This is a genomic window from Nonomuraea sp. NEAU-A123 (assembly GCF_018603905.1).
Lineage (GTDB): Bacteria > Actinomycetota > Actinomycetes > Streptosporangiales > Streptosporangiaceae > Nonomuraea.
Genome location: NZ_JAHFZZ010000005.1, coordinates 289,026 through 315,074, shown reverse-complemented (window position 1 = coordinate 315,074; position 26,049 = coordinate 289,026). Strand labels below are relative to the sequence as shown.

The 26,049-nt window shown below is 72.1% G+C and carries 23 protein-coding genes; 10 read left to right on the top strand and 13 right to left on the bottom strand.

All coding sequences use genetic code 11. The annotated features are described in order from the left end of the window. Positions 1-7 precede the first annotated feature (7 nt). The 4 genes from KLK06_RS17190 to KLK06_RS17175 all read left to right on the top strand — a co-directional run bounded on the left by KLK06_RS17190 (position 8) and on the right by KLK06_RS17175 (position 5,082). On the top strand, positions 8-610 hold the full coding sequence (locus tag KLK06_RS17190; RefSeq protein WP_214636469.1) for a TetR/AcrR family transcriptional regulator: 603 nt from the start codon (positions 8-10) through the stop codon (positions 608-610). Between the two features lie 82 nt (positions 611-692). Next, complete coding sequence (locus KLK06_RS17185) at positions 693-2,555, top strand: condensation domain-containing protein (RefSeq protein WP_214636468.1); 1,863 nt, start codon at positions 693-695, stop codon at positions 2,553-2,555. Then, positions 2,552-3,403: a thioesterase II family protein gene (locus tag KLK06_RS17180; RefSeq protein ID WP_214636467.1), complete on the top strand. Its 852-nt coding sequence runs from the start codon at positions 2,552-2,554 to the stop codon at positions 3,401-3,403. Before KLK06_RS17185 ends, KLK06_RS17180 begins: the two co-directional genes overlap by 4 nt. Next, complete coding sequence (locus KLK06_RS17175) at positions 3,313-5,082, top strand: non-ribosomal peptide synthetase (protein WP_214636466.1); 1,770 nt, start codon at positions 3,313-3,315, stop codon at positions 5,080-5,082. Before KLK06_RS17180 ends, KLK06_RS17175 begins: the two co-directional genes overlap by 91 nt. Here KLK06_RS17175 and KLK06_RS17170 read toward each other — a convergent pair. From KLK06_RS17170 to KLK06_RS17140, 7 genes are read right to left on the bottom strand one after another with little or no spacing between them, the layout of a single operon-like run. Continuing rightward, positions 5,073-6,584, bottom strand: a complete 1,512-nt coding sequence (locus KLK06_RS17170) for a class I adenylate-forming enzyme family protein (RefSeq protein WP_214636465.1) — start codon at positions 6,582-6,584, stop codon at positions 5,073-5,075. The genes KLK06_RS17175 and KLK06_RS17170 overlap by 10 nt on opposite strands. Beyond that, a complete protein-coding gene (locus KLK06_RS17165) occupies positions 6,574-7,206 on the bottom strand; it encodes a hypothetical protein (protein WP_214636464.1) in 633 nt (210 codons plus the stop codon). The genes KLK06_RS17170 and KLK06_RS17165 overlap by 11 nt, the downstream gene beginning before the upstream one ends. Further along, complete coding sequence (locus KLK06_RS17160) at positions 7,196-8,473, bottom strand: beta-ketoacyl synthase N-terminal-like domain-containing protein (protein ID WP_214636463.1); 1,278 nt, start codon at positions 8,471-8,473, stop codon at positions 7,196-7,198. Before KLK06_RS17160 ends, KLK06_RS17165 begins: the two co-directional genes overlap by 11 nt. Then, complete coding sequence (locus KLK06_RS17155; RefSeq protein WP_214636462.1) at positions 8,470-8,946, bottom strand: 3-hydroxyacyl-ACP dehydratase FabZ family protein; 477 nt, start codon at positions 8,944-8,946, stop codon at positions 8,470-8,472. Before KLK06_RS17155 ends, KLK06_RS17160 begins: the two co-directional genes overlap by 4 nt. After that, positions 8,930-9,535 carry a thioesterase family protein gene (locus tag KLK06_RS17150; protein WP_214636461.1) on the bottom strand — a complete coding sequence of 202 codons (606 nt, stop codon included), beginning with the start codon at positions 9,533-9,535 and terminating at the stop codon, positions 8,930-8,932. The genes KLK06_RS17155 and KLK06_RS17150 overlap by 17 nt, the downstream gene beginning before the upstream one ends. Next, entirely contained in the window at positions 9,532-10,908 is a 1,377-nt protein-coding gene (locus KLK06_RS17145) for an aminotransferase class III-fold pyridoxal phosphate-dependent enzyme (RefSeq protein WP_214636460.1), read from the bottom strand. The genes KLK06_RS17150 and KLK06_RS17145 overlap by 4 nt, the downstream gene beginning before the upstream one ends. Continuing rightward, positions 10,905-11,159: an acyl carrier protein gene (locus KLK06_RS17140; RefSeq protein WP_214636459.1), complete on the bottom strand. Its 255-nt coding sequence runs from the start codon at positions 11,157-11,159 to the stop codon at positions 10,905-10,907. Before KLK06_RS17140 ends, KLK06_RS17145 begins: the two co-directional genes overlap by 4 nt. A gap of 263 nt (positions 11,160-11,422) precedes the next feature. Between KLK06_RS17140 and KLK06_RS17135 the strand changes: the two genes are divergently transcribed. Continuing rightward, a complete protein-coding gene (locus KLK06_RS17135) occupies positions 11,423-12,124 on the top strand; it encodes a bifunctional 2-polyprenyl-6-hydroxyphenol methylase/3-demethylubiquinol 3-O-methyltransferase UbiG (RefSeq protein WP_214636458.1) in 702 nt (233 codons plus the stop codon). Positions 12,125-12,187: 63 nt separating this feature from the next. Here the strand turns inward: KLK06_RS17135 and KLK06_RS17130 are convergent, their stop codons facing one another. Together KLK06_RS17130 and KLK06_RS17125 are read right to left on the bottom strand one after the other, a co-directional pair. Further along, positions 12,188-12,484, bottom strand: a complete 297-nt coding sequence (locus KLK06_RS17130; RefSeq protein ID WP_214636457.1) for a hypothetical protein — start codon at positions 12,482-12,484, stop codon at positions 12,188-12,190. Between the two features lie 48 nt (positions 12,485-12,532). Continuing rightward, positions 12,533-12,913, bottom strand: a complete 381-nt coding sequence (locus tag KLK06_RS17125; RefSeq protein WP_214636456.1) for a transposase family protein — start codon at positions 12,911-12,913, stop codon at positions 12,533-12,535. Between the two features lie 98 nt (positions 12,914-13,011). Here KLK06_RS17125 and KLK06_RS17120 point away from each other — a divergent pair, with 98 nt between their 5' ends. Next, positions 13,012-15,330: a transposase gene (locus tag KLK06_RS17120; protein WP_214636455.1), complete on the top strand. Its 2,319-nt coding sequence runs from the start codon at positions 13,012-13,014 to the stop codon at positions 15,328-15,330. Here KLK06_RS17120 and KLK06_RS17115 read toward each other — a convergent pair. The 3 genes from KLK06_RS17115 to KLK06_RS17105 form a co-directional block, all read right to left on the bottom strand. After that, positions 15,327-16,409: an RNA polymerase sigma factor gene (locus tag KLK06_RS17115; RefSeq protein WP_250905544.1), complete on the bottom strand. Its 1,083-nt coding sequence runs from the start codon at positions 16,407-16,409 to the stop codon at positions 15,327-15,329. The two genes, KLK06_RS17120 and KLK06_RS17115, sit on opposite strands and share 4 nt — an antisense overlap. A 391-nt stretch (positions 16,410-16,800) precedes the next feature. Then, complete coding sequence (locus KLK06_RS17110) at positions 16,801-18,225, bottom strand: wax ester/triacylglycerol synthase family O-acyltransferase (protein WP_214636453.1); 1,425 nt, start codon at positions 18,223-18,225, stop codon at positions 16,801-16,803. Positions 18,226-18,256: 31 nt separating this feature from the next. Further along, positions 18,257-19,309 (bottom strand): winged helix DNA-binding domain-containing protein, encoded by a 1,053-nt coding sequence (locus KLK06_RS17105; RefSeq protein WP_214636452.1) that lies wholly within the window; start codon positions 19,307-19,309, stop codon positions 18,257-18,259. A 9-nt stretch (positions 19,310-19,318) separates the two neighbouring features. Here KLK06_RS17105 and KLK06_RS17100 point away from each other — a divergent pair, with 9 nt between their 5' ends. Further along, the gene (locus tag KLK06_RS17100; protein ID WP_214636451.1) at positions 19,319-20,533 is read left to right on the top strand and encodes a cysteine desulfurase-like protein; all 1,215 of its coding nucleotides are present in this window, start codon (positions 19,319-19,321) and stop codon (positions 20,531-20,533) included. A 22-nt stretch (positions 20,534-20,555) separates the two neighbouring features. Continuing rightward, on the top strand, positions 20,556-21,527 hold the full coding sequence (locus KLK06_RS17095; protein WP_214636450.1) for a tyrosine-type recombinase/integrase: 972 nt from the start codon (positions 20,556-20,558) through the stop codon (positions 21,525-21,527). Here the strand turns inward: KLK06_RS17095 and KLK06_RS17090 are convergent. Further along, the gene (locus KLK06_RS17090) at positions 21,501-23,492 is read right to left on the bottom strand and encodes an AAA family ATPase (protein ID WP_214636449.1); all 1,992 of its coding nucleotides are present in this window, start codon (positions 23,490-23,492) and stop codon (positions 21,501-21,503) included. The genes KLK06_RS17095 and KLK06_RS17090 overlap by 27 nt on opposite strands. A 61-nt stretch (positions 23,493-23,553) precedes the next feature. Here KLK06_RS17090 and KLK06_RS17085 point away from each other — a divergent pair, with 61 nt between their 5' ends. Together KLK06_RS17085 and KLK06_RS17080 are read left to right on the top strand one after the other, a co-directional pair. Further along, positions 23,554-24,165, top strand: a complete 612-nt coding sequence (locus KLK06_RS17085; RefSeq protein WP_214636448.1) for a TetR family transcriptional regulator — start codon at positions 23,554-23,556, stop codon at positions 24,163-24,165. Between the two features lie 8 nt (positions 24,166-24,173). Further along, positions 24,174-26,012 carry a polysaccharide lyase family 8 super-sandwich domain-containing protein gene (locus KLK06_RS17080; protein WP_214636447.1) on the top strand — a complete coding sequence of 613 codons (1,839 nt, stop codon included), beginning with the start codon at positions 24,174-24,176 and terminating at the stop codon, positions 26,010-26,012. The last annotated feature ends 37 nt before the right edge of the window (positions 26,013-26,049 follow it).

Sequence of the window (26,049 nt, the reverse complement as noted above, 5' to 3'; positions counted from 1 at the left end):
TGGCCGGATGTCCCCCCGGAAGGTCGACAAGGCCGCGCGACGCAAAGAGATCCTCACCGCGGCGGTGAAGCTGTTCGCCAGCAAGGGCTTTGCCGCCACCCGCATCGACGACATCGCCGCCGAGGCGGGCATCGCCAAGGGCAGCGTCTACCTCTACTACGACAGCAGGGACGCGCTGCTGGAGGCCGCGTTCGAAGCCTACCGAGCCATGTCGGCCGACATCTTCGACCGGGCGGTCAACGGCCCCGGCCCCGCGCTGGAGCGGCTGGCCGGGCTGGTGCACTCGGTGCTCGACGTACTGGCCGCGCGGCGCGAACCGGCCCGGATCATGGTCGATCTGTGGGCGGCGTCCCGGGACGCGGAGAAGTCGCCGGTGGACATGGCGGCCGTCTACGGCGACGCGCGGGCGGCGGTCGCCGAGCTCCTGCGCCAGGCCGACAAGGAAGGCGCGCTGCGTGCGGGCGTGAGCGAGCACCACGCGACCGTCATCGTGGGCGCCCTCGAGGGCTGTCTGCTGCAGTGCCTGGTGGATCCCGGCCTGCCCGCGACGGAGCTGGCCGAGCCGATCATTCAGGTCTGTCTGGAGGGCCTGCGCCGACCGGCCGCTTGACAAGCTCGGGGGGCTGATAGAGCCTCCTTGCAGAGATCTCCGGTTCACCAGCCACTTCGCCTCCCTTACGGGTGAGGAGACGATGCCGGAAGAACACGAGCCGATGCCGTCGCCGGCGCAGCAGCGGTTGTGGTTTCTCCAGCAGCTCGCGCCGGATTCGCCGCAGTACAACGTCTTCCGGGGCTACGAGCTGCGCGGACGGCTGGACGTGGCGGCGCTGCGCCGGGCCCTCGGCGCGCTGGCCGACCGGCACGTCGCGTTACGCATGAGGTTCCCCGCCGACGGCGGGGTCGCCCGCGCGGTGGTGAGCGGCCGCCCCTTCGACGTCGAGCTGCCCACCACCGATCTGGCGGGCGAGCTCGGGTGGGAGGCCGCGGCGACGGAGTTCGCCCGGCTGTGGTCGTCACAGCCGTTCGACCTCGCGCGGGACGACCTGATCCGGGCCCACCTCCTGCGCGTCACTCCCGAGCTGCACGTACTCCTGCTGTGCGTCCATCACATCGTGATCGACGGCTGGTCAGTGCCGATCATCGACGAGGAGCTCGGCCGGCTCTACGAGGGCCGGCCCCTCGTCGAGCAGTCGGCTGACTATCTCGACTACGCCAGGTGGCAGGGGGAGCTGGCCGGCTCCCCCTCGGCCGAGCGGGTGCTCGCCTACTGGCGGCGGCGGCTGGCGGGCGCGCCCGAACTCGTCACGCTGCCCGCCGACCGGCAGCGCCCGAGGATCCAGGACTTCCGCGGCGGGCAGCTCGTCAAGGCCATGCCGGTGGAGCTGATCGCCACGCTGAGGTCCTTCGCCACGGCGCACCGCGTCACGCCGTACACCGTCGCCTACGCCGCCTTCGCCGTGCTGCTCGCCCGCTACGCCCGCGCGACCGATCTGGTGATCGGCGTGGTGGTGGCCGGCCGTTCGCGGCCGGAGTTCGCCGGGACGGTGGGGTTCTTCGTCGGTACGCTGCCGGTCCGCATGGATCTGTCCGGCGATCCGAGCTTCGCGGCGGTGCTCGCCGCGGCCCGCGAGGAGCTGTTCGACGCCTACGACAACGACCTGCTGCCCTTCGACGTCCTGGTCGACCGGCTCGCCCTGCGGCGGGACCCCTCCTACACCCCGCTGGTCCAGGTGATCTTCCAGATGCTGGTCACGCGGGCGTACGGGAGCGAGACGCGCTGGGGCGACCTCGGCGCCCGGCTCTGGGGCAGGGACGTCACGCAGCCCGCCACCCGCTTCGACCTGGAGGTCCACCTGCTGGACCAGGCCGACGACGACATGGTCATGGAGGTCTGCTTCAACGCCGACCTGTTCGACGAGGAGACGGTCGCGGGACTGGCCGGCGACTACGTGCGGCTGCTGCGCGCCCTGTGCGGCGACCCCGATCAGCCCGTGTCGGAGGCGTACACGCTGCTCGGCGGCGGTGAGGGGCAGGTGCGGGTGTCGATCCGCGACGAGCAGGGGGGTTCGGTGCCGTACGGGGTGCCGGGCGAGGTCTGGCTCGACGGGACGCCCACGCGGCTGCTGGGCCGCATGCGGGCCGGCGGCGCGCTCGAGGTCCTGGGCCGTACGGATGCCGAACTCGTAGTCCGCGGCTGCCGGGTGCCGGCTGAGCTGATCGAGAAGGCGCTGCTGGACGAACCGTCGATCGCGGCGGCCGAGGTCTCGGCAGGCGACGAGATCACCGCCCGCCTCACCGCCGTGCCCGGCGAGTCCCGCCCGACCCGGGGCGAACTACGCGCCCGGCTCCGCCGCCGGCTGCCGGGCTTCCTGGTGCCCGGTTCCTTCGTCTGGAACGACGAGCCCTCCCCCGAGGCGCCGACGCTGGTCTTGACCGCATCGGACGTCTCAGACCCGAACGTCCCGGGCCCGACCCAGCCGGACTCGAACGCGTCGGGTCTGGACGAGCCGATGGTCTTCTTCGTGGTCACCGAACCGCCGGGAGACGCTTCGTGAGCACGTCAGCGGCGGAGGCCTGCTTCTGGACGCCGCGCCGCAGGCCCGGGGCGGCGCTGCGCGCGATCTGCTTCCCGCACGCCGGCGGTGACGCGCTGTCGTACGCCTCCCTCGCCCGCGCGCTGCCCGACGACGTCGAGGTGCTGGCCCTGCGGATGCCCCGTCCCGGTGACCGGCGGGCCGAGCCCGCACCTGATCTCGCCACGTTCGCCGGGCGGATCGCGGGCGCGCTCGCGGACCTGGCGCCGCCGTACATGGTGGTGGGTCAGAGCCTGGGCGCCCTGATCGCCTTCGAGGCGGCCAGAGCAGTGCCGGGTACGCCCCCCACGGCGTGCCTGTTCATCTCGTCGGCGCCCCCGCATCGCTGGGCGGAGACGCTCGACCTCTATGCGACGACCGGCGCGGGCCAAGCGCTGCTGTCCTATCTCCGTGACAGCGACGGAACGATGGGCGCGGCGCTGGACGATCCGGCGGTTGGGGCGCTCGTGCTCCGCGACCTGCGGGCAGACCTACGGCTTTTGCAGGGGTACGCCGCCTCCGTGGAGCCGCGGCTCACCTGTCCTGTCCGCGTCCTGCTCGGCGCCGAGGACCCGGCACTGTCGCCGGACGACGTCGCCGGCTGGAGCCGCTACACGAGCGGGCCCTGCTCGATCGCGTCGGTGCCCACCGGCCACTTCGTCGTACGGCAAGGAGAGGCTTTCGTCGTTCAGGAGATCACCCGCGTCGCCACCGCGGGGTTCACAGTCGAGGGAGAAGGATGTTCGACTCGGAGATCGGCCGGCGGGTCGCAGAGCACGCCGCCCAGGCCCCCGACAGCCCCGCCGTCGTGTCCGCCGAGGGCGTCCTGACCTACCGGGACCTGGCCACGCGGGCGGAACGCTACCGTGAGGCGCTCGCGGAGGCGGGACTGCGCGCGGGGGACGTGGTGGCGATGGCGCTGCCCGACGGCGCGGTCGGCATCGCCGCGATGCTGGCCGCGTTCACCGCCGGCACGGCCTTCGTCTGGCTCGACGAGGACCAGCCCGCCGCGCGGCACCGCGCGATCCTGGAGGACTGCGGCCCGACAGGTGTGGTGGCGACGCCGAACAGCGTGGCGCAGGCGGCCAAATCAGCGGGCTGCCCCGCGGTGGTGACCGTCCAAGGCGACGAGGCGACGGTGGTCTCGGCCGCACCGTCCGGGCCGCGCGCGGAGACGGTGCCGCGGGACACGAGCTGCCTGGTCTACACCTCGGGCTCCACCGGCAGGCCCAAAGGCATCGTCCAGCGCAGCGGGAACCTCCTGCACTTCGCCCGCTGGCTCGCCTCGGAGACCGGGCTGCGCCGCGGATCGCACATGCTGCAACTGGCCCGCCTCAGCTACGACGCCGCCTACCTGGAGATCCTCAGCGCCCTGGATTCCGGTGCCGCGATCGTCATCCCGCCGCCCACGGTGAAGCCCGACGGCGCCGCGCTCCTCCCGTGGCTGGCCGGCCGGGAGGTGACGCACGTGTTCTGCGTGCCCACGCTCATCCGCCGTCTCCTGCTGGCCCGGGAGAGCGCGGACGAACCGCCCGACCCGGGAATGCGGGCGGTCAGCCTGTACGGCGAGCCCCTGCACAGCACCACCGTTGAGCAGGTGCGCGCCCACTTCCCGCAGGCGGCGGTCTACAACATGTACGGCCCGGCGGAGACGACCGTCGCGACGTTCCACCTGGTCGAGCCGGACTGCGCCGGGGACATCCCCATCGGCCGGGACATCCCGGGGGTGGAGACCCTGCTGCGCGGCGGCGAGAGCGCGACGGACGACGAGGGCGAGGTCTGGATCAGGACCCGGTTCCTGGCCCGCGGCTACCTGGGCCGGCCCGCGGAGACCGCCGCGGTCTTCTCGGAGAAGGACGAGTCCGGCCTGCGTACGTACCGGACCGGGGACCTGGCGCGCCGGCGGCCCGACGGCGCGCTGGTGTTCCTGGGCCGCCGCGACCACCAGGTCAAGATCCGGGGCGCCCGCGTCGAGCTGGCCGAGATCGAGGCGGTGCTGCGGGCCGAACCGGGAGTGGCGCAGGCCGCCGTCGGCGTCTTCACCGACGAGCAGGGCACCGTGCATCCCGCCGCCTACCTGGAGCCGGTCGCGGCGGCGAAGGTGGATGTGCGGGTGCTGCACCGCCGCCTGGCGGGCGTTCTACCCGCCTACATGGTGCCCGCCGCGTACGTGCTGCTCGACAAGCTGCCCCTCACCGCGACCGGGAAGATCGACCGGAACGGGCTGCCGGATCCGAACACGCTCACATCGGGAACCGGCGCCCAGGGAGCGTTCAAGACCGGGACCGAGCGACGACTGGCCGCGATCTGGCGCGAGGTGCTCGACCGCCAGGAACTGGGCGCCGACGACGACTTCTTCGAGCTGAAGGGGCACTCCCTCATGGCCGTCCGCATCGCGGCGGCGGTGATCGAGGAGTTCGGGGTGGAGATCCCGGTCCGGGCCGTCTTCGAGCATCCCACCGTGCGCGAACTGGCCGGCTACATCGACGAGGAGCTGTCTCACTTGTAGGCGGTCTCCTGCGCGGGGATGCCGCGGATCCGGCAGGGGCGTTCGGCGCGGAGCAGGAAGCGATGCAGCTCGGCCCGGACGCGCCGCACGGCGTCGTCGGTGGCGTCGCGCATGTACAGCTCCAGGACGAACCGCTGCCCATCGTGCTCGACGTGCTCGTCATCGCCGACGTACGTTCCACGCCCGCCGGAGTACGTTCCGCTCCCGCCGGCGTACGTTCCGCTCCCATCGGCGTACGTTCCGCGCCCGTCATCCCCGGAGTACGCGCCCTGGCCACCGGGACACGGGCGGGTGGCCGCGGCGACGACTCCGGGAAGCGCCTCGGCCAGGCGGCGTACCGACGGCAGCGACACCTTGACCCCGTCCACGACGCAGGAGTCCCCCATGCGTCCGGCGAAGTGAAGATAACCGTCCGCGTCGATGCGGAAGAGGTCCCCGGTAGCGATCTGCCCCGGGGCGGTGCGGCCGTCGATGGCGCGGCCGTCGGTGGCGCCGACCCGCCGCACGAGCACGGTGTCGGAGGTCACGAGCAGCTCTCCCACGCCATCGCGCACGTCACGCAGGGACACCCCGACCCCGGGCAGCGGGCGGCCGACCGACCCGTGCCGGTGGACGGGTTCGCGGTGCGCGGCCAGGGTGCTGACCCGCGGCCCCGCCTCCGTCAGGCCGTACGTGATGTACACCTCCAGGTCATCCCGCCCCCGCAGCAGCGCGGTCACCTCCCTGGACGGCAGGGCGTCGCCGCCCACGGTGAGCATGCGCAGGCCCTTGGGCGGCTCGCCGGGCACCAGGCTGCGCAGGAGGAAGGGCGTCAGCGACGAACTCGTCACACCGTGTCGGCGCACGGCGTCGACGTAACCCCGCGGGCTGAACGGCGGGCCGGTGACCACCAGGCGGGCGCCGGTGACCAGGCCCGCCAGCGCTTGGGCCACCAGGGCGTAGGAGAAGTTCAGCGGCAGCGTGATGAGCATGGTGTCGTCGGCCCGCAGCCCGACCGCCCCGGCGTGCCTGGCGGCGTTGCGGAACAGGGACGAGGCCCGATGCAGGCAGCCGCTGAAGATACCGGAGGTCCCGGAGGTCAGGATGACCACGTGACCGGGGCCGTGGTGCTGCCAGGGACCGGGCAACGTCGCGACAGCGGTGCGGTCGAAGCGCCTGACCGCCGTACCGGGGACGATCCTGCCGTACGGGGTGACCAGCATCCGGGCGCCGAGCCGGCGAGCGACCTCCCTGAGACGGCTCGCGGGCATGGCAGGTGGCACGGCGATGGGCACCGCCCCACCGTGAAGCGCGCCGAACAGGTACCGCAGCAGCGCGGTCCCGCTCGGCAGGGCGAGCACCACCACGTTCCCCAACTGATCGGCCAGCCCGGCGAACAGGTCGGCGACGTCCGCGACGGGCACCGCCGAGCCAGGCTCCGCGTCGCCATCGACGTCGACGGCCCGCTCACGAAGGTAGCTCTCCACCTCGCCGACCGACGGGCCGAGGTCCTCAGCGCTCATCTTCCGGACCCGCTGTCCGGCCGTCGGCGGCGTGCCGGCCGGGCGTTGGTTCTGGCATCCGGTCGGTGGCGATGTGGTGGCCGGATATTGAGTCCTGGCCGCCGGCAGCGTGGACGCCGGGGCTCGGGCCCAGGATTCGGCCGAGGACGGTGTGGTGGGCGCCGTTCATGGTGTGCTCGGCGACGGCGACATACCGGCATTGGCCGGTCGCCAGCCAGCCGGCCGCGATCAGCGCCACGACGGGCCGCGCGCGATCCGGTGGCATGCACACCAGCAGGCTGGGGCCGCGGAAGCCGAGTGTGATGCAGAGCAGGCCGGCGAGCGAGCCGGGGTTGGCGCCGGCGAAGCGCAGTGGGGAGACGCGGCCGCGGGCGGCCGAGTCGGCGACCGAGCGCATGGTGTGGCGGCTGCCGTGGTCGCTGACGGCCAGCGCGCCGATCTCGGCAGGCTCCCGTCGCACCGCCTCCGGCGCCTGGGCCAGCGCCGCCTCGACCGCGGACACCACGAGCCAGGCCGCCGGGTCGGCGTAGAAAGAGGCGGTCCGGCGTCCCTCCGCCACAAGGTCGCCGGTCTCACGAAGCCCGCGGGCCAGGGTGGCCAGACCGGCGCGCTCACCGTACATGCCGCACTCCCGGAGTAAAGGCCAGGCTCGTGATGAACCCCCCGAAGCCGAGCGTCAGGCTGAGCCCCGCGCCCGGCCGCAGCCCGCGCGGCCGACCAGCGGGGACCGGAAGGGGGAATCCCGCCAGCACGTCCTCCAGCCCCACGACCGGCGGCACCGTGCCGTAGTGCAGCGCCAGCACGACGGCGATGGCCTCCAGCACCCCGGTGGCGCCGAGGGTGTGCCCCAGCGCGCCCTTGGTGGCGAACACCACCGGCGGCGCACCGCACCCGCCGAACAGCCTGCTCAGGGCGCCCGACTCGGCGGCGTCGTTGACGGGCGTACCGGAGCCGTGGGCGTTGATCACCGCGATGTCGTCCAGGCCGAGCCCGGAGGCGGCCAGGCAGCGTCGCACCGAGAGGTCGACGCCGGTCCCGGCCGGGTCGGGCGCCGTCATGCCCGCCCCGTCGTTGGCCGCCCCCGTTCCGGCCAGCACCGCGTACGGTTCGGCCCCGCGGGCGCGGGCCGACTCCTCGCGTTCGAGCACGATGAACCCCGCGGCCTCGCCCAGGAGCGTGCCGTCGGCCCGGCGGTCGAACGCGCGCAGCCGGGTCGGCGACATCGTCCCCAGTACGGTGTGCGCCAGCCGTTTGGCCGGGGTGACCACGTCGGCCGCGCCGCACACACTCACCTCGGCGGCTCCCGACCGGATCACCTCGGCACCGACCGCGAGCGCGTCGGACCCGGACGAGCACGCGGTGCTGACGACGACGGGCGGCAACCGCAGCCCCGCACCAGCGGCGACGTCGGCCGCCCACTGATACAGGTCCGCGTCCTCGTCGTCCAACTGCGCCCCAAAACTGGTACCCAGCACGGGGTACGGGTCAAGCGCCCCGCCAGAAGCCAGTCCGGACGGCCCGGCCAGCGCGTCGGACGCCCGTCCAGGAGCGAGCCCGGACGACCCGCCATCACCCCAGGACCCGCGCGCACCACCTGAGGCAGGACCAGACGAGCCGCCTTCACCCCAAGATCCGCGCGCCCGTTCGGGGGTGAGCCCGGCGTCGGTGAGGGCGCGTGACAGTACGCCCTCCGCCAGGGCCCGCTGTCGTGCCGACGGTTTCAGCTCCGGCGGCGGGTCGGGCAGGGTCGCGGCGAGTGGGTTGCGCAGGCGATGCTCCGACGGCACCTCCCGGAACCCGTCGTCCCCGTCGAGCAGCCGCCGCCACACGCCGGCCAGGCCGTCGCCCAGCGCCGTGGACCAGGCCATCCCGGTGACCCAGACGTTCACCACAGCCGCCGCCCGAGCTGCTCGACCGGGACTCGGATGAGGGAGCCGCGGAAGGCCGCCGCCCGCTCGCCCTCCACCGTCGCCCGGCAGGAGAAGTGGAAGGTGTTGCCGATGATCCGGTCACTGCGCACATCGAAGATCACCTGGTCACCGACCACCACGATGCGATGGAACCGGCTGTGCGCCGAGCCGATGAGCGTGATCTCGTCGTCGGCCAGCTTCGACGTGCTCATCTGGTAGAGGATGATGCCCGACTGGGCGATGGCCTGGACCAGGTGGCTGCCGGGGAAGATGGCCCGCTCGGGGAAGTGCCCGGCGATGGCGTCCATGGTGCCGGACACCGACAGCATGCTGCGCAGGTACTCTCCCGGCACGTAGTCGAGCACCCGGTCGATGTAGATCATGGGGTGCCGGTGCCGCAGCCACTGCTTGATCTCTGTGAACCCCAGGGTCGACTCACCGGTCTCGGCCATCGTTCCTCTCTTCGCTCAGCTGGGCGCGCAGCGCGGCGCGCAAGGCTGCGGGCAACGGGGCCGGACTGCCGTCGGCCGCGTTGACCAGGCACATCACGAGCGTTCCCGTGGCGAGCAGCGTCCCCGCCCGGGCGTCCGCACGATCGATCCCGCAGCCCGCACGATCGACCCCGACGCCCGCACGCTCGACCCCCGGGCCCGCGCGATCAGGTCCAACGCCTGCGCGATCAGGTCCGACGCCCGCGCGATCGGTTCCGGTGTCCGCATCATCGACCCCGGTGTCCGCGTGATCGGGCAGGCGGCGGACGGTGCCGGAGACCCGCCAGGAAGCGCCGCCCACGTGGTCGATGCCGGCGCGTACCTCGATCCGGTCCGGAAAACGGGCGGCCGCCCCGTACCGCATGCGCAGCTCGGTCACGGCCGGCTGCAGTTTGTGCTCGCTCATCAGCCGGGTGCCCACGCCCATCGCCTCCAGATCCTCCAGGAGCGCGGTCTCGATGAGGGAGGCGTAGCGGGTGAAGTGGACCACCCCCGCGGCGTCGGTGTCCACGTGCTCGACACGGCGGCGCAGCGGCCGCGGCCCGCTCACCGGCCGTCCCCGAGGAACCTCGCGGTCCCCCGCTGGATCGCGGCCACCAGTTCCTCCAGTTCAGCGGGGCTGGTGACGAGGGGCGGGGCCACGCGCATGGTGGGGAAGACGTACGGCAGGCCGTGGGAGCGGCGACCCGCGCCGGCCATGAACTCCACGTAGCAGCCCGCCCTGATGATGGACGACCGCAGGTCGCGCAGCCGGTCCGCGGCGTCCTCTGCGAGTTCCAGCCCCTGGAGCAGTCCCGTGCCGCGCAGCCCGCGATAGGTGCCGGGGAACCGGTCGAGCACCTCCCGGTCGAGGAGCCCGGCCAACTGGGCGCCGAGCTCGGCCGACCGTTCGAGCAGCTCCTCCTCCTCGATCAGCCGCAGGCCGTCGTGGATCACCGCGCAGGTCAGCGGGCGCAGGTCGGAGGTGGCCACGGCCCCGGACGGCCGCACGGCCAGCGACCGTCTGGCGATCACCATCGAGGTGGACAGCACGCCCATGCCGAGGCTCTTGCCGATGACGGTGACGTCCGTGGGGATCGGACCGTACTCGTCCGCCATGGCGAAGAACCGGCCGGTCTTGGCGAACGTGAGAACCTCGTCGGCCACCAGCAGCGCCCCATGCTCGGCGGCGAGCGCGGCCAGTGTCCGCAGGTAGCCGGGTGGGGGGACGAGCAGGCCCGCGTCGCCCTGGATCGGCTCGACGACGACGGCCAGCAGGCGCTCGCCGTCGCGGGCGAAGAACTCCAGCAACGGCTCCAGAACACCGAACGGAAGGTGCTCCACCGCCAGCCCATAGGGACCGTCGGCGGCGATCTGGGGGAGCCCGACGCGGAAGTGGCGCCGGTTGAGCAGCGGCGTGAGCGCGCCCGTCCATCCGTGCCACGCGCCCTGGAAGGCGAGGACGAGATCACGGCCGCCCCGCTCGGGGTCGGGCCGCAGCCGGCGGTGGTCGTACCTGGACTCCAGGACCAGCCGCAAGGCCAGTTCCATGCCCTCGGAGCCGGAGTTGCGGCCGGCCGCGTGGTAGTCGCCCGGCGGGAAGTGGTCGCACCACAGCCCGCCGGAGCCGAGCGTCCCGGCGAGGAGGCGGGTGCGCTCCGCTGACTCGATCTCGTCGGTCGCGTACCCGAGATCCGTCACCGCGCGGGTCAGGGCGCGCAGCACGGCCGGGTGGCCGGCCCCGAGGCAGGCGCTGGCGTAGCCGCCGGAAGCGTCGATGACCTCGAACGGCTCGCCCGCGCCGCCGCGCTCGGCCAGCCGCAGCCGCACGCCCCTGCCGCCGAGCGAGACGAACGGCAGCCTGCCGCCGCCGTAGTGGTCCAGGTGCAGATCTCCGTCGAGGCCGTGAGACGGCGACGCGGCGGTCAGTCCCGCGTGGCTCACGTCCCGCCGCCCTGCAGACGCCGGATGAGCGCGGTCAGGGCGGCGATGGTACGGAAGTTCTCGGGTACGAAGTCCTCGTCGGAGATGCGGACGTCGAAGATGTCCTCACATTGCACCCGTAGTTCGGTGAATCCCAGAGAATCGAGCGCGTAGATGTCGCGCAGGCTCTCGTGGTCGCTGATTTCCTCGGCCGGCGTCTCCACGAACAATTCGGTCGCCAGAATCTTCTTTATGGTGCCCTCGATTTCCATTACACCTCCGGACAAAGCGCATGGTAAAGAGAACAGCACGGCTGGTAGCCGTAGAATAGAGGTGGGCGTGGCATCTTCGTCACGGATCGGTCGGCCGACCGTGAAACCCCGGGACCCAGGGGCCGCCAACAACGACCAGCATGAACCACCCGATGTTGTTCGTCAATTGCACCCGGCGTCACCGGGTTCACTCGAATTCAACGCGGGAAAGCGGAAATGGGAATTACCCCCAGCGCGCCGCCTTTTCGATCTACAGTGACGTTATGAACACGGGCACTGGGCCGGGGGTGTTCACCTCCGACGGTTCACCGGTGGAGTTCTACGCGGCGATCGCCGCCGCCGGCGAACCGGAGATCATCCAGCGGGCGGTGCCGGCCGGAGGGTCGATTCTCGAACTGGGCGCGGGCGCGGGCCGGGTGACGCGCGCCCTCGCCGCGCTCGGCTATGACGTCGTGGCCGTGGACGAGTCGGCCGAGATGCTGGCCAGGGTCGAGGGTGCGGAGCGGGTCCACGCGCGGATCGAGGACCTCGCGCTCGACCGCCGCTTCGACGCCGTGCTGCTGGCCTCGCTGCTGGTTCACGTGCCGGAGGTGTCGACCAGGCAGCGCTTCCTCGACTGCTGCCGCCGCCATGTGCGCGACGACGGCGTGGTGGTGATCCAGTGGATTCCGCTGGACGTGCGTGCCACCTGGTCGGTGGGCACGACCTTCGCGCGGTCCGGGTTCACCACCACGATCACTGAGTTCGCCCCGTCGGGGCCGGATCTGGTGGACCTCACCCTGAGGTACGAGACCGACGGCCGCCGCTGGACGCAGTCGATCGTCGAGCGTCCGCTGAGCGACGACCAGTTCACCGCCGCTCTGGCCGGCGCCGGGCTGGTCGTGGACCGCTTCCTGACCCCCGACCGGACATGGCTGGCCGCCCGTCCCAACCCCCGACTGGACGCGGCCGACCGCCCGTCCTAAGAGATATCCCTTAATACATATCAGAGCGTGTTTTCTCTACCGAGGGACCCCGGTTTCCCGAGGTCATGCGACCAGGCCGAGTTTGAGGCTGTGGAGCGCGGCCACCCCGGCGATGGCATGGCCGACCCCAGCGCCGCGGCGGCGGCATTGACGCAGGATCTGGTGGTCTTTGAGGCGGGCGATGGTGTGCTCGGTGACGGCGCAGCGTTTGCGGAACCGTTTGTCAGCCGCATCTTTGATGATCTTCCCGTCGGGTCCGCGGCGCGGAGTGCGGACCCGGTCGCTGCTCCGATAACCGCCGTCCCCGGACAGCCGGGGATGCGCGGGTAGCGTTTTGCCGACGGTTTCACGAAAGATCACGACGTCGTTCCTGTTGCCGGTCCCGGGCGCGGACCACGATCTGGGTGTTCAGACTGCGCCAGTAGTTGTTGGGCTTGGCGGTGCGGGTCTGTCGTGGACCGGGATCAGTGTCCCGTCGACCACCCACGGTTCGCGTTTGTCGGCCGGCGGCGGGCCGAGCAGGGCGGCCAGGTGCGGGGCGAAGCCGGTGATGACCCGGTGCACGGCCGAGCCGGAGATCCCGAACAGCGCGGCGAGCTGGAGCATGGTCGGGTTGGTGAGCACGATCAAAAGCACCCGGTCGGCATAGGCCAGGTCCCAGGGTCGCCCCCGCCCACCGTCGGGCCGGACCTCCCACAGGCGGGTGATCAGCAGTTGGAATCGTGGGCCGGTCAGGCCGGTCCAGGCCTGCGAATCGGTGGCGGAGTAGGTGGCCAGGCGCAGACGCATTCGAAGATCGAAACGCCCGGGGTGGCCTCTCAATCACCGTTGCGGAGAGCGGAGAGGATCGTTGGAGAATTGTCGGTGGGTTCGGGCATGGTGGTGTCATGGCCGTGACCAGGGAGAACAGTGGGACAGCCGGTGTGGCTGATGTCCGGGTTTCTCCCGATGTTGAGGGTGGCGGCGGTGGTGCTGCTGCTGGGCGGCGGTTTCGGGGGAAGAACAAGAAGCCGGCGTGGCGGCGGGCTGAGGGGGCTCCGGTTTCGGTGGTCCGGCTGCCGGTGGATGTGTCGGATCCGGCGGTCCGGGCCCGGGTGGAGAAGCTGTTCTGCGCGGCCTGGTCGCTGAAGCGAGCGCTGCAACGCGATGCACGGGCCCGGGTGGAGGCCTATGGGGCGGGTTCGCATCGACGGGCGGCGGATGCGAAGGGCTGGCGGTCCGAACTCGGGTTGACCCGTGCGGGGCTGGAGCATGCCGCCTACGCTCACTTGGAGTCCTCCGGGCATTTGACGCATCATCTGTCCAAGGCGCTGGGTATGCATCTGGCCGATGAGGTGTGGGCGGGGGTGGACCGGCACCTGTTTCCGGACGCGGCCGGGAAACGGGCCGGGCGGCCACAGGTGGGGTCGTGGTGGGGGTTCACCCGGATCCCGGGCAGGGCCCGTTCGCACAGCAGGGAGCGCAAGTGGGAGACGTTCCGGCTGGCCGGGACCCTGGCCGGGCATCTGGCCGCCTACGGCTCCCCGGCAATGACCACGGCAATGACCACGGCAATGACCACGCGGACCAGCGCGCGGACCAGCGCGCAGGCCAGCGCGCAGGCCAGCGCGCAGGCCACAGTGGTCGCGGCGGCGGCCTCGGCAGCCGACCTGGAGGGTAGGGCGTCGGAGCTCACCGTCGCCGATGCGCTGGCGATGGGGGTGGGTTCTGCGGTGCTGGCCCAGCCCCGCCGTCTGACCGCCCCTGCCGGCCCGTCCGGTTCCGCGTCGTCGGGGCGGCGGATCTCATGGTGGGAGCACACCGGCCCCCTGTCGGTCGTTTACACCAGCGCGGGCGCCCCGGATCTGGTGCTGGCGGTCCGGCTGCCGCAAGGATCAGGCCGTTGGCCGTATGTGGCGCATTTCCTGAACCGGCCGCACCTGTGGCACAAGATCGATCTGGTGCGGCGGCGGAAGGCCTCGGCTCCGGGCGGGTGGACCTACGAGGCGCATCTGCTGATCCTGGACGCCGGGTACGCCTCCCCGGCCACCCGCGCCCGCCGCACCCGAGCAGCGCAGTTGGAGCGGCGGGCCGGGGCCGACGGCAACGTCTCCAACCTCGCCGTCGTCTCCGCGCCCGCCCACCTGCCCACACCGCCGCCCGGCCCCCCACCACCGGGCAGGCCGGACACCGCAACCGGCGCGGACACCAGTGGGGACAGTGGGACGGACAGTGGGACGCGCGTTGGTGGTGAGCAGGTCGCGGCGACCCTGCTCACCCTCACCGAGCAGGAAACCGCCCGCCTGGCACGGGAACAACGCAAAGCCAAAGGGCGGGCCCGGGCGCTGGAACGGTCCCGCCGGGCCACCAACCCCGGCCGCTACCACCCCTCCGCCCGGCAGGAGGCCCGGGCCAAACGCCGCGCTGGCAAAGGGCTGCCCGCCCGGCAGGTCAACCTGCCCAAAGGCCCGCGGATCGCCACCAAGGCCGGGGTAGCGAAGAACGCCTACCGGACCGACACCCTGTCCCGCGGCTATCACCAGACCCGGGCCCGGCACGCCCAGGCCGCCCGCGGTTTCACCGAAGCCCGCCAGGACCGGGCCCGCCGCGCCGCGGCCCAGCTCATCGAAACCCATGGGGCGAACCTGGTCATCGAGGACTGCGACCTCCGCACCTGGACCCGCCTGTGGGGTGCCGCGGTGGCCCGGTTCACCCCCGGCATGCTCACCGCGGCCCTGGCCCGTGAGGCCACCGCGTGCGGCGGCGCCCTCCTGCGCGCCGCCACCACCCCAACCGCGATGTCCCAGCACTGCCTGTGCGGGTCACGGGTAACCAAAACCCTGTCGGTCCGGGTGCACCACTGCGACCAGTGCGGGCTGAGGGCGCCCCGGGACCTGGTCTCAGCCGCGCTGGCCTCCTGCGTCACCCTGACCGATCCCAGCGACCCCGCCACGGCCCGGGTCGACTACACCCGGGCCGCCCAGCTCATCGAGACCTACACCATTGCAGGGCTGCAAGAAGTCCTGTCCGCGTCAACCGCATCGTGTCCCCCACCCGCCCCACCGGCGGGAACGGACCACGCGGCAGCCACCACCCCGGTGGCCTCTGCGCGGCGAAGTGCCGGAGAGTACGGGACGCCGACCCCGGATGAGACCCCCGACCCGGGGACCACACCGGACAGACGTACCCGCAACCCGGACTATCCCGACTTACGGGATAGCTCTTAGCTGAGGTATTCGCGCAGCGCCAAGGCCCTGGACGGGTGGCGGAGCTTGGACATGGTCTTGGCCTCGATCTGCCGGATCCGCTCGCGCGTCACCCCGTAGATCCTGCCGATCTCGTCGAGGGTCATCGGCTTGCCGTCGGCCAGGCCGTAGCGCATGGTGATGACGCCCGCCTCCCGCTCGGACAGCTCGTCGAGCAGGGACCGCAGTTGCTGCTGGAGCAGGATGAACGAGACCGCGTCGGCCGGCGAGACGGCCTCGGTGTCCTCGATGAGGTCGCCGAACTCGCTGTCGCCCTCCTCGCCGAGCGGCGTGTGCAGGGAGATCGGCTCGCGGCCGTAGCCCTGCACCTCGGAGACCCGGTCGATGGGCAGCTCGGTCTCGGCGGCGATCTCCTCGGGCGTGGGCTCGCGGCCGAGCTCGCCGGCCAGCCGCCGCTGCGTCCGCGCCACCTTGTTGATCATCTCGACCATGTGGACCGGGATGCGGATCGTCCGCGCCTGGTCGGCCATCGCCCGGGTGATGGCCTGCTTGATCCACCACGTGGCGTAGGTGGAGAACTTGAAGCCGAGCCGGTAGTCGAACTTCTCGATCGTCCGGATCAGCCCCAGGTTGCCCTCCTGGATCAGGTCGAGGAAGAGCATGCCGCGGCCGGTGTAGCGCTTGGCGATCGACACCACCAGGCGCAGGTTGGCCTCCAGCATGCGTTCCTTGGCCCGCGTGCCGTCGTCGGCGATCCATTCGAGGTCGGCCCGCAGCTCACCGGGCAGGTTGGTCTCCGTGCTGAGGCGCTCGGTGGCGAACAGGCCCGCCTCGATCCGCTTGGCGAGGTCGATCTCCTGCTCGGCGGTGAGCAGCGGCACCCGCCCGATCTCCTTCAGATATGCCTTGACCGAATCAGCGCCGACGACGGCGGCGCCGTCGGCGATGTTTTCGTCTAGCTCGAGAACCTCTGCTGCTTGGGACAAGACACTCTCCTCGCTCGGGTCGTTCGACTGGCGAATATCGATGTCGGACCAAGAAATCCCTCGGGGGCGAGGGAGCGGGAGAGCGGGCAGGTCGTCGCGGACCACGCTGCCCATCTGCTCCTGATGCGCGGGTCCGGCTGGACGACCGCGGCCCGGGGGGCGAAGACGGCCATCATCGGTTAGTTCCCGCGCGCGGGGGATTCAGCACCCGTCCGTCGTAAGAGGTTCGCGGTGGTGGTGCGGGGCAAGGCGGGATCGTGCTCGCCGCCGTACTGGAAAAGGCGACGACACGCGTGTCCGGCCTGCTCGATCCCGCCATCAATATCCAAGCTACCCGCTGATCGGCCATGCTCGGCCCGGCTCAGCCGTCGGCAGAGGAACGCTGCCATGCGAAGCTCCCCTCGATGCGCAGCACGACGTCCTCAAGCTCCCACATGCCACCGACAGTTCCGCCGACCAGGAAGGCCGGGAAGGCCGGGAAGGCCGGCGCGTCCGGCAGATCGCGCTACTGCGGCAAGTCCCTTTCCGCGTTGAGCAGTTCGTCGAGTGCCGCGCGCAGATCGTCGGCGAGCTCCCAGGCGTCGGGCACCATCTCCCTGTCGGTGACCACCCCGATGTCCAGCGAGCCGTCGTAGGAGAAGGCGGTGATGTTCACCCCGCCGCTCACGTCGGTGATCACCGAGACCGGGTAATGGGTGAGCAGCCGCGCCCCGCACACGTACAGGGGGAACTGCGGGCCCGGCACGTTCGAGATGGCCACGTTGACGGGCGGCGCGGTCTGTCCGACCAGGCCGAACGCCGATCTGGAGGCCAGCCCCATGAGGGCGGCTGGCATCGACTCGCTCAGCTCGCGCAGCCACCGCGCGGGCGCCAGCGAGAACCTGTCCTTGATCCGCTGCATGGCCAGCCGCACCTGCTGCAGCCGCGCGACGGGGTCGTCGAGGTGGACGGCCAGCGGCGCCGTCATGAACGTCACCTGGTTGCCGCTCGCTCCCGGCTCCCGCAGCGAGAACGGCACCCCGGCCACCAGCGGCTGGCGCGGGATGCCGCCGTGCGCGGCCAGCCATCGGCGCAGCGCGCCCGCGCACACGGCCATCACCACGTCGTTCACCGTCACCCCGAACGCCTTGCGTACCTGCTTGATCTCCTCCAGCGGCAGCGAGACGAACGCGAAGCGCCGGTGCTCGGAGACCGGCCCGCTGAACGGCGTCTTGGGCGCGGGCAGCGACGGCAGGTCGGGGGCCTGCCCGGAGCCGGCGACCTTGCGGGCCAGTCCGGACATCATCCGGCTGCCCGGAAGCGATGACACGACGGGGATCTCGTCCAGGTGCGGCATCGCCCGGGCGGCGAACCGTACCGCCTGCGCCGGATTGCCCGCCAGCCGGGCGAGCCCGCGCAGGATCATCTCGGCCGATCCCGGCGGCGGCGAGTCGCGCTCGGGCGCGACCGTGGGCGTCGGCGCGGGTACGGGGCCCAGGTCGAGGAGCGCGGCCAGCACGTCGGCGCCGCCGATGCCGTCCACGGCCGCGTGATGGATCTTGGTGTAGAGCCCCATGCGGCCACCGGACAGGCCGTGGATCAGGTAGATCTCCCACAGGGGCCGGCGGCGGTCCAGGCGGCGGGCGTGCAGCCGGGACACCTGGTCGGCCAGCTGCCTGTCGTCGCCGGGCGGCGGTAACCCGATCTCTCGTACGTGATAGTCGAGGTCGAGGTCGTCCTCCTGCACCCAGTAGGGGTGATCCAGTCCGAGGGGCACGAGCGCCAGCTTGCGGCGCAACGCGGGCACGTACGGCAGCCGTCGTTCCAGCAGAGCCTGGAGGTCGGCGCGGTTGAGGTCGCCGTCCAGGATGGCCAGTCCGGCGATGTTGGCGATGTTCGTGGCCGTCTCGAAATGGAGGAATTGGGCGTCCAGGGCTGTTAGCTGCGGCATGGCTCACACCTCCGCCCCGAACAAACCAGACTCAGCTCATTACTTCAAGTGAGCGCGCCTCCGCGTCGGGTTCGGCGAAGGCCAGCAGGGCCATCCCCTCCTCCTCCAGCACCTCGGGCGAGACTGGGGTGAAAGGCGTGATGAGCAGCTTGGCCTTCCTGCCCGTGCGCTTGATCTGCCAGGTCCCGGCCACGAAGCCGTCGACCAGGTAGGTGGCGCGGACGCGCAGGTTCTTGGTGACGACCTGGCCGCGGTACTCCTCGGGCAGCACGCGGGTGCGGTCGGCGTGGCCGAGCATCAGGTTGTCGAAGTCGGGCAGGAACCTGACCGGCGCCGGCATGTCACCCTCCGGCCTGGGAGCCTCGGGCAAGTCGAACAGCTCCTTGCCGCGCTCGTCCACCAGCACCTCCAGCCGGTCGCGCATGCCGTTCATGACGCTCTTGAGCCCGGTCAGCCCCGACCACGTCTGCATGTCGGCGACGGTGGCCGGCCCGAACGCGGCCAGGTACCGCTCGACGAACGTCCCGAGGTCCGGCTCGGCGGCCGGCTCGATGCCGGGCAGGGCGAAGGCGGACTCGCGCGGGAAGCTCCATTGGTCCTCGGTCGGCACCATGATCAGCGGGACGAGCATGCGCACCGCGTAGCCGAGCGCCCGATCGTAGGCGCCGGGGAACTCGTTCTCCAGACGCGGCCGCAGCTCGTTGAACGTGTGCGGCCCCTCGGCCAGCAGCCGCTCCGCCACCACCGCGACGGCGTCGAAGTCGATCTCGGGGAAGCGGCGCGCCGCGCCGGCGAGCAGGGGGTGCAAGAGGGGACGGAACGCGGCGAAGTCCGCCGCGGTCACCAGATGCAGGGTGGCCCGCATCATGGTGGCGCGCACCAGCGTGCGCGCGCGCAGCGCCGCGTGCAGGTCATCGCGGGCGAACCCGTCCAGCCGGGTCCACATTCCCAGGTACGGGGGGCGGGGCTCCTGCGCCTGCAGGCCGGCGAGGCGATGCACAACGCTGGTCACGCCGCCCTGGTGACGCCGCAAAAGATGCTGCCGGGCCAGGGTTGCCCGGTTGAGTTCCCTCAGGGTGAGCATGAACACATCATGCCCTTTGCTACTAAATTTCCGGTTCAATCGGTACGCGCTGCCTACCCCGCGCTGGACGACGGCCACGCCTACCTCGACGGCGCGGCGGGCACCCAGACACCGCAGTCGGTCATCGACGCCATCGTGGCCGCCTACCGCACGGGCATCGGCAACGTGGGCGGCGCTTTCGAGGCCAGCCACCGCTCCGACGAGATCGTGGCGGCCTGTCGCGCGGCCGTGGCCGACCTGGTCGGGGGGCGTCCGGACGGGGTGATCCTGGGGCCGAACATGACCACGCTCACCTACCGCTTGGCCGAGGCGCTGGCCAAGGGCTGGGGTCCCGGCGACGAGGTCGTGGTGTCGCGGCTCGACCATGACGCCAACGTCCGGCCTTGGGCGCAGGTGGCGGCGCGGGCCGGGGCGACGGTCCGCTGGGCCGAGGTGGACCCGGCGACCGGGGAACTGCCGGTGGAGCAGTACGCGGACCTGATCGGCGCGCGCACCCGGCTGGTGGCGGTGAGCGCCGCCAGCAACGTGCTGGGCACCCGCCCGGACGTGGCCGCGATCGCCGCGCTGGCGCACGAGGCGGGGGCGCTGACCTACGTGGACGGAGTGCACGCCTCCGCGCACGGCCCCGTGGACATGGTGGCGCTGGGCGCCGACTTCTACGCCACCAGCGCCTACAAGTGGGCGGGCCCGCACATCGGCGCGGTCGTCGCCGACCCGGCGCTGCTGGAGACGATCAGACCGGACAAGCTGGCCTCCTCCGCCGACACGGTGCCGGAGCGGTTCGAGAGAGGCACGTCCGCCTTCGCCGATCTGGCCGGGGTGACGGCCGCCGTGAATCATCTGGCCAAGATGGTCCCGGGCACGGGTACCCGCAGGGAGCGGCTGCTGACCTCGTTGTCGGCCGCGGAGTCGTACGAGCTGGAGCTGTTCGGCGTGCTGCTGGAGGGCCTGGAGTCGATGCCGCACGTCACCCTGTACGGCAAGCCCGCCCGGCGCACCGCGACCGCCTACTTCACCGTCGCCGGGCGTACCCCTCGCCAGGTGGCGGAGGCGCTGGCCGCGCGCGGTGTGAACGTGTGGAACGGTCACAACTACGCCTGGGAGCTCACCGGCGCGCTGGGCATCCGCGACTCCGGCGGCGCGGTGCGCGCCGGGCTGGTGCACTACAACGACCCTTCGGACGTCGACCGGCTGCTGCAGGGAGTGGCCCGCCTCCAGGAGTGAGCCCGCGGGCTAAGATCGCCGGGTGAGCCTGCCCGCCGTGCCGGGCCTGCCGACCACGCTCGTCGAGCCGGCCCGTGACCCCTACCACGTCTACCTGGACTCGCTGACCAGCCCCGAGTCGCGCCGTACGATGCGCGGCTGCCTCAACCGGCTGGCCCGGCTGCTCACCGGCGACCAGACGGCCAGCGGCGCGGGACAGCCGTGGCATCTGCTGCGCTACGAGCACACGGTGCGCATCCGCACCCTGCTGACCGATCAGGGCTGGTCGGCGGCCTACGTCAACAAGCACCTGGTCGCGCTGCGCCGGGTGCTGAAGGAGGCGTGGCGGCTCGGGCAGAGCAGCGCTGAGGACTACGCGCGCGCCTCCGACCTGGCCCCGGTACGCCAGAGCCGCCTGCCCACCGGCCACCACGTGCCGCCGGAGGTCGTGGGAGCGGCCCTGTCGGCCTGCGACGACTCGCCCGCCGGGATCCGCGACGCGGCGCTGATCGCGGTGCTCTACTCCACCGGCTGCCGCCGCGCCGAGATCGGCGGGCTGTCGCTGTCCGACTACGACCCGGGCGCCCGCTCGCTCCGGGTCCGCGGCAAGCGCGACAAGGAGCGGATGGTCTACCTGACGACCGACGCGATCGGCCTGGTCGAGCGGTGGCTGGCGGTGCGCGGCGGCGCGGCGGGCGCGCTGTTCAGCCCGATCAGCAGGATGGGCCGGGTACGGCTGCGCGACGGCCGGCCGGTCGGGCTGACCGGGCAGGGCATCGCCGACATCCTGGCCAGGCGGCTGGGTGAGGCCGGAGCGTCCCGGCGGACGGCGCATGACTTCCGCCGCACCTTCATCGGCGAGCTGCTGGACGCGGGCGTCGACCTGGCCACCGCCCAGGCCCTGGTCGGCCACTCGTCTCCGGCCACCACGGCCCGCTATGACCGCCGCCCGGAGAAGACCCGCCGCGAGGCCGTCGACCGCATCCGCCTACCGGCCGCCCGTCCGCTCGCCTGACCTTGCAGTGAAGACGTCGAGCGGCAGCGGCCGGGAGTGCACCACGTCCAGCCGGGAGACCGCGCGGGTGAGCGCGACGTACAAGCGGTTGAGGCCGCGCGCCTCGGCCTCGACGATGGCGGCGGGCTCGGCCAGCACCACATGGTCGTACTCCAGGCCCTTGGCCATCGAGGCGGGCACCACGCTCAGCCGCTCGCCGATGTCGAGGCCGCCGTTCCAGAGGGCATCGGTCAGCGTGCCGGCGTCGGCGTCGGCCGCGATCACGCCGATCGACCCCTCGAAGGTCAGCGCCTCACGGGCGGCCGCGACGACCCCCTTCTCCAGCTCGGTCACCCGGGTGACGAGCAGCCTGCCGTCGGTGCGGTACGACGTGGTGGCGGGCACGTCCACCTCGAGCGCCGCCAGCAGCCGGTTGGCCGGGCCGACCACCACGGCGGGCACCCGGAACCCCGTCGTCAGCGCGATGACCCCGGCCTCCGGCTTGCCAAGCAGTTCCAGGTGCCGCGCCCAGGACTCGGCCGCCCATGGCGTGGTGCCCTGAGCCAGATCGCCGAGCACGGTGATCGAGCCGTGCTCGCTGCGCCTGGCCACCGCCCTGCACTGCATCGGCGACAGGTCCTGCGCCTCGTCCACGATGACGTGGCCGTAGCCGCGCGGGCGTTCCAGCAGCCCGGCGATCTCGTCGAGCAGCACCAGGTCGGCCTCGGACCACTTGGCGCTCTTGTAGCCGCGCGGCGGCCGGGCCCAGGTGATGGCCGCCCGCTCGTCGGCCGTCAGGATCGGGGCGGCCGGTCCCGGGTCGCTCAGCAGGGAGCACAGGAGCTCCTGCGGGCGTACGGCCGGCCAGATCTCGTCCAGGAACGGCGTGAGCGCCTTGCCGATCTTGCGCGTCCAGACGGCGTTGCCCGTGTGGCCGCGCAACTCGGCCTGGCGCCGCATCAGCTCGATGATCCTGGCGCGCACCCGTTCGCGCCCGATCGCGTACGGCATCGCGTCGCGCCGCGTGTCGTCGACGATGCGGCACAGCTCGTCCGCACCGACCCGCCACCGGTAGGAGCCGTCGGCGATGGAGACGGGCTCGACCGGCTCGCCTATGCGCCCGTACAGGGCCTCGCGCAGCACTTCGGCCATCCGCGGGTCGTGCTTGACCCGCGCGGCGGCGGGGCTGTCCGTGGCGGTGACCGCGACCGTGCCCAGCAGCCGCTCCAGCGTGGTCTGCTCGACGTCGACCTCGCCCAGCGCGGGCAGCACGGCCGAGATGTAGCCGAGGAAGGCCCGGTTGGGGCCCAGCACCAGCACCCCCGAGCGCTCCAGCCGCTGCCGGTGCGCGTACAGCAGGAACGCCGCCCGGTGCAGGCCGACGGCCGTCTTGCCGGTGCCGGGGGCGCCCTGCACGCAGATCGACTCCTCCAGCCCGGCGCGGACCAGGTCGTCCTGCTCGGGCTGGATGGTGGCGACGATGTCGCGCATCGGGCCGACGCGGGGCCGTTCGATCTCGGCGGCCAGGATCCGGCTCTCGGTCTCCTGGCCTTGGGCGAGCCGTTCGTCCTCGAAGGAGGTGAGTGTGGTGCCGGCCCAGCCGAATCGGCGGCGCACCTCGACGCCCAGCGGGTCGCGGGCGCTGGCCCGGTAGAACGCCCGCGAGACGGGCGCCCGCCAGTCGATGACGACCGGCGGGCCGCCGTGCTCGCCCGTGATGTGCCGCCGGCCGATGTGGTAGCTGCGCCCCTGGTGTTCGACGGAGTCGCCGCCGAAGTCGAGCCGCCCGAAGAACGGCGGGCCTTCCGGCTCCTCGCTCAGCTCCTTGGCCAGGCTCTTGAGGTGGCGGCCGAGCCGTTCGGCGCTGTAGCGGTCGCCCGCCACGCTCTCGCCGACGATCACATTGTCCCGTGCCGCGTCGAGCATCCTGCGCAGCCCGGCTCCGCACTGTTCGACGTATCGTCTCTCCTCGTCGAGCGTGGTCATCTCACCTCCGGTTAACTCGGTTAATACTTTTACCAGGTTAACACTTTGTTAGAGTGGACTCATGACAGGACTCCGGCAGTTGCACAGGGAACAGGTGCGCGATGCCATCTCCACGGCGGCCATCTCGCTCTTCCTGGCGCGTGGTTTCGACGAGGTTCCCGTCACCGAGATCGCCGCCGCCGCGCGGGTGTCGAAGCCGACGCTGTTCAAGTACTTCCCGGCCAAAGAAGACCTCGTCCTGCACCGCATCAGCGACCACCAGGGCGAGTTCGCGCGGGTGGTACGGCAGCGCACCGCCGGCGAGCACCCGCTGACGGCGCTGCACCGGCACTTTCTCGACGCCCTGGCCCGGCACGACCCGGTCACCGGGCTGAACGACCAGCCGGAGGTGATCGCCTTTCGCCGCCTGGCGTTCGGCACGCCCAGCGTGGCCTCCCGCCTGCTGCACCACATGTCGATGGACGAGGACGCCCTGACCGCCGCGCTCGCGGAGGCTCCGGAGATCCCCGACGCCCTCACCGCCTCGCTGCTGGCGGCGCAGGTGCTGGCCGCTCACCGGGTGCTGGCCAAGCACAACTGGCAGGCGCTTGACGAAGGGCGCACGCTGGCGGAGGTCGAGCCGGCGGCCGTACGCCGCGCCGACCGCGCCTTCGCCCTGCTGCGCCACGATTGAGGAGCGACATGCCAGACCCCGAATCGGCCCCCGAAACGGCTCTCGAAACGGCCCTCGCGACGGCCAGAGCCCGGCTGCTGCACGAGCTGCTGGACGCCGCCTCCGGCACCACCGCCATCGGCGCGGCCTCCGGCCTGGCCGGACCCGGCCCCCTGGCGGACGGCCCCGGCGCCGACGGCACGTGGCCGGACCTCGACTACGCCGACCAGGGCGACGGCCGGAACTGGGCGCCGCTGGAACACCTGTCCAGGACCCTCACCCTGGCGCTCTCCGAGCAGCACCGGCCCACCGCGCTCACCGCCCTCGACGCCTGGCGCCGCCACGACCCGCGCAGCGCCAACTGGTGGTACAACGAGATCGCCGCGCCGCAACTGGCCGGCGACGCCCTCCTGCTGCTCGCCGACCGGCTCGCCCCGGCCGAACGGGCCGCCTGGGGCGCCTGGCTCGCCGGCCACGCGGGCCCCGTCGAGATGACCGGCCAGAACCTCGTCTGGACCCAGGCGGTCGTGCTCCGCCACGGCCTGCTGGTGGGCGACGCCGGCCTGATCTCCTCGGCGGTCGCGCGGATGTCGACGACCCTGCGGGCGACCCGCGGCGAGGGGATCCAGGACGACTTCAGCTTCCACCAGCACGGCGCGCAGCTCTACTCCGGCGGCTACGGCTTCGCGCTGGCCGCTGACCTGGGTCTGTGGATCTACGTGGTGTACGGCACACCGTGGGCGTTCGGTACCGCCGAGGTGGGTTTCTTCACCGATTTCCTGCTGGACGGCCTGCGGTGGGCGATGCACGGAGGCGCCTTCGACTTCACCACCATGGGCCGCAACATCACCCGCGCGGACGCCCACGGGCCCGCCGCCGACCTGCGGACCGCGATCCGCCGCCTGCGCGCGGCCGGTGCGCCCCGGCAGGACGAACTGGCGGCGTTCGAACGGCACCTGGCCGAGGCCGAAGCCGGACGGCCCGCCGCCGGACCTGTCGGCTGTCGCTATTACCCGCGTTCCGACTATCTCGTGCATCGGCGGCCCGGTTGGTCGGTGTCGGTGCGCATGTCGTCGAGCCGTACCGCGCCCACTGAGAGCATGAACGGCGAGAACCTGCGTGGCCGCCACCTCGGCGACGGCGTCGCGCCCATCCGGATCGGCGACGGGCCGGAGGACGGCTACCGGGCGGTCATCCCGCTGTGGGACTGGGCACGGCTGCCGGGCGTGACCGCCGAGCAGCCGCCCGGCCCGGCGGCGCTGCTCCCCCGCCCCAACGACCGGCACGGCGCCTCACCGGACGTCGGCGGCTGGACGGACGGCCGCCACGGCATGGCCGTGATGCGTCTTGCGGGGACCGACCGGATCGTGGACGGGTGGAAGGCGTGGTTCTGCTTCGACGACGTGTTCGTCGCGCTCGGCGCCGGGATCACCGCGCCGTCGGCCGCCTACCCGGTGGTGACGACGATCGACCAGCGCCTGGCGACCGGCCCGGTGACGGCGGGTCGCTATGCGCATCATGGGCGGATCGGTTACGTGCCGCTGTCCGATCGGGAGCCGATGTGGACGCGGGTGGAGCGCCGCACCGGTAGCTGGTCGGACATCACCGCGACCGGGTCCACCGAGACGCTGACCGCCAAGGTGTTCGCCGTCGGCTTCGACCACGGCCCGCGGCCGGCGGGCGCCACGTACGCGTGCCTGGTCCTGCCCGGCGTGGACGCGGCGGCCACGGCCGCGCGCCGGGCGGACCCCGGCGTCACCGTGCTGTCCAACACTCCCATGCTCCAGGCGGTCCGCTGCGACCGCAGCGGTGTCACCCTGACCGCCCGCCACGACGAGCACGGGCTGGTCTTCACCGCCGGGAGCTGATCTTTACTTCGCTATATCGTTCGATATAGCATCCGAG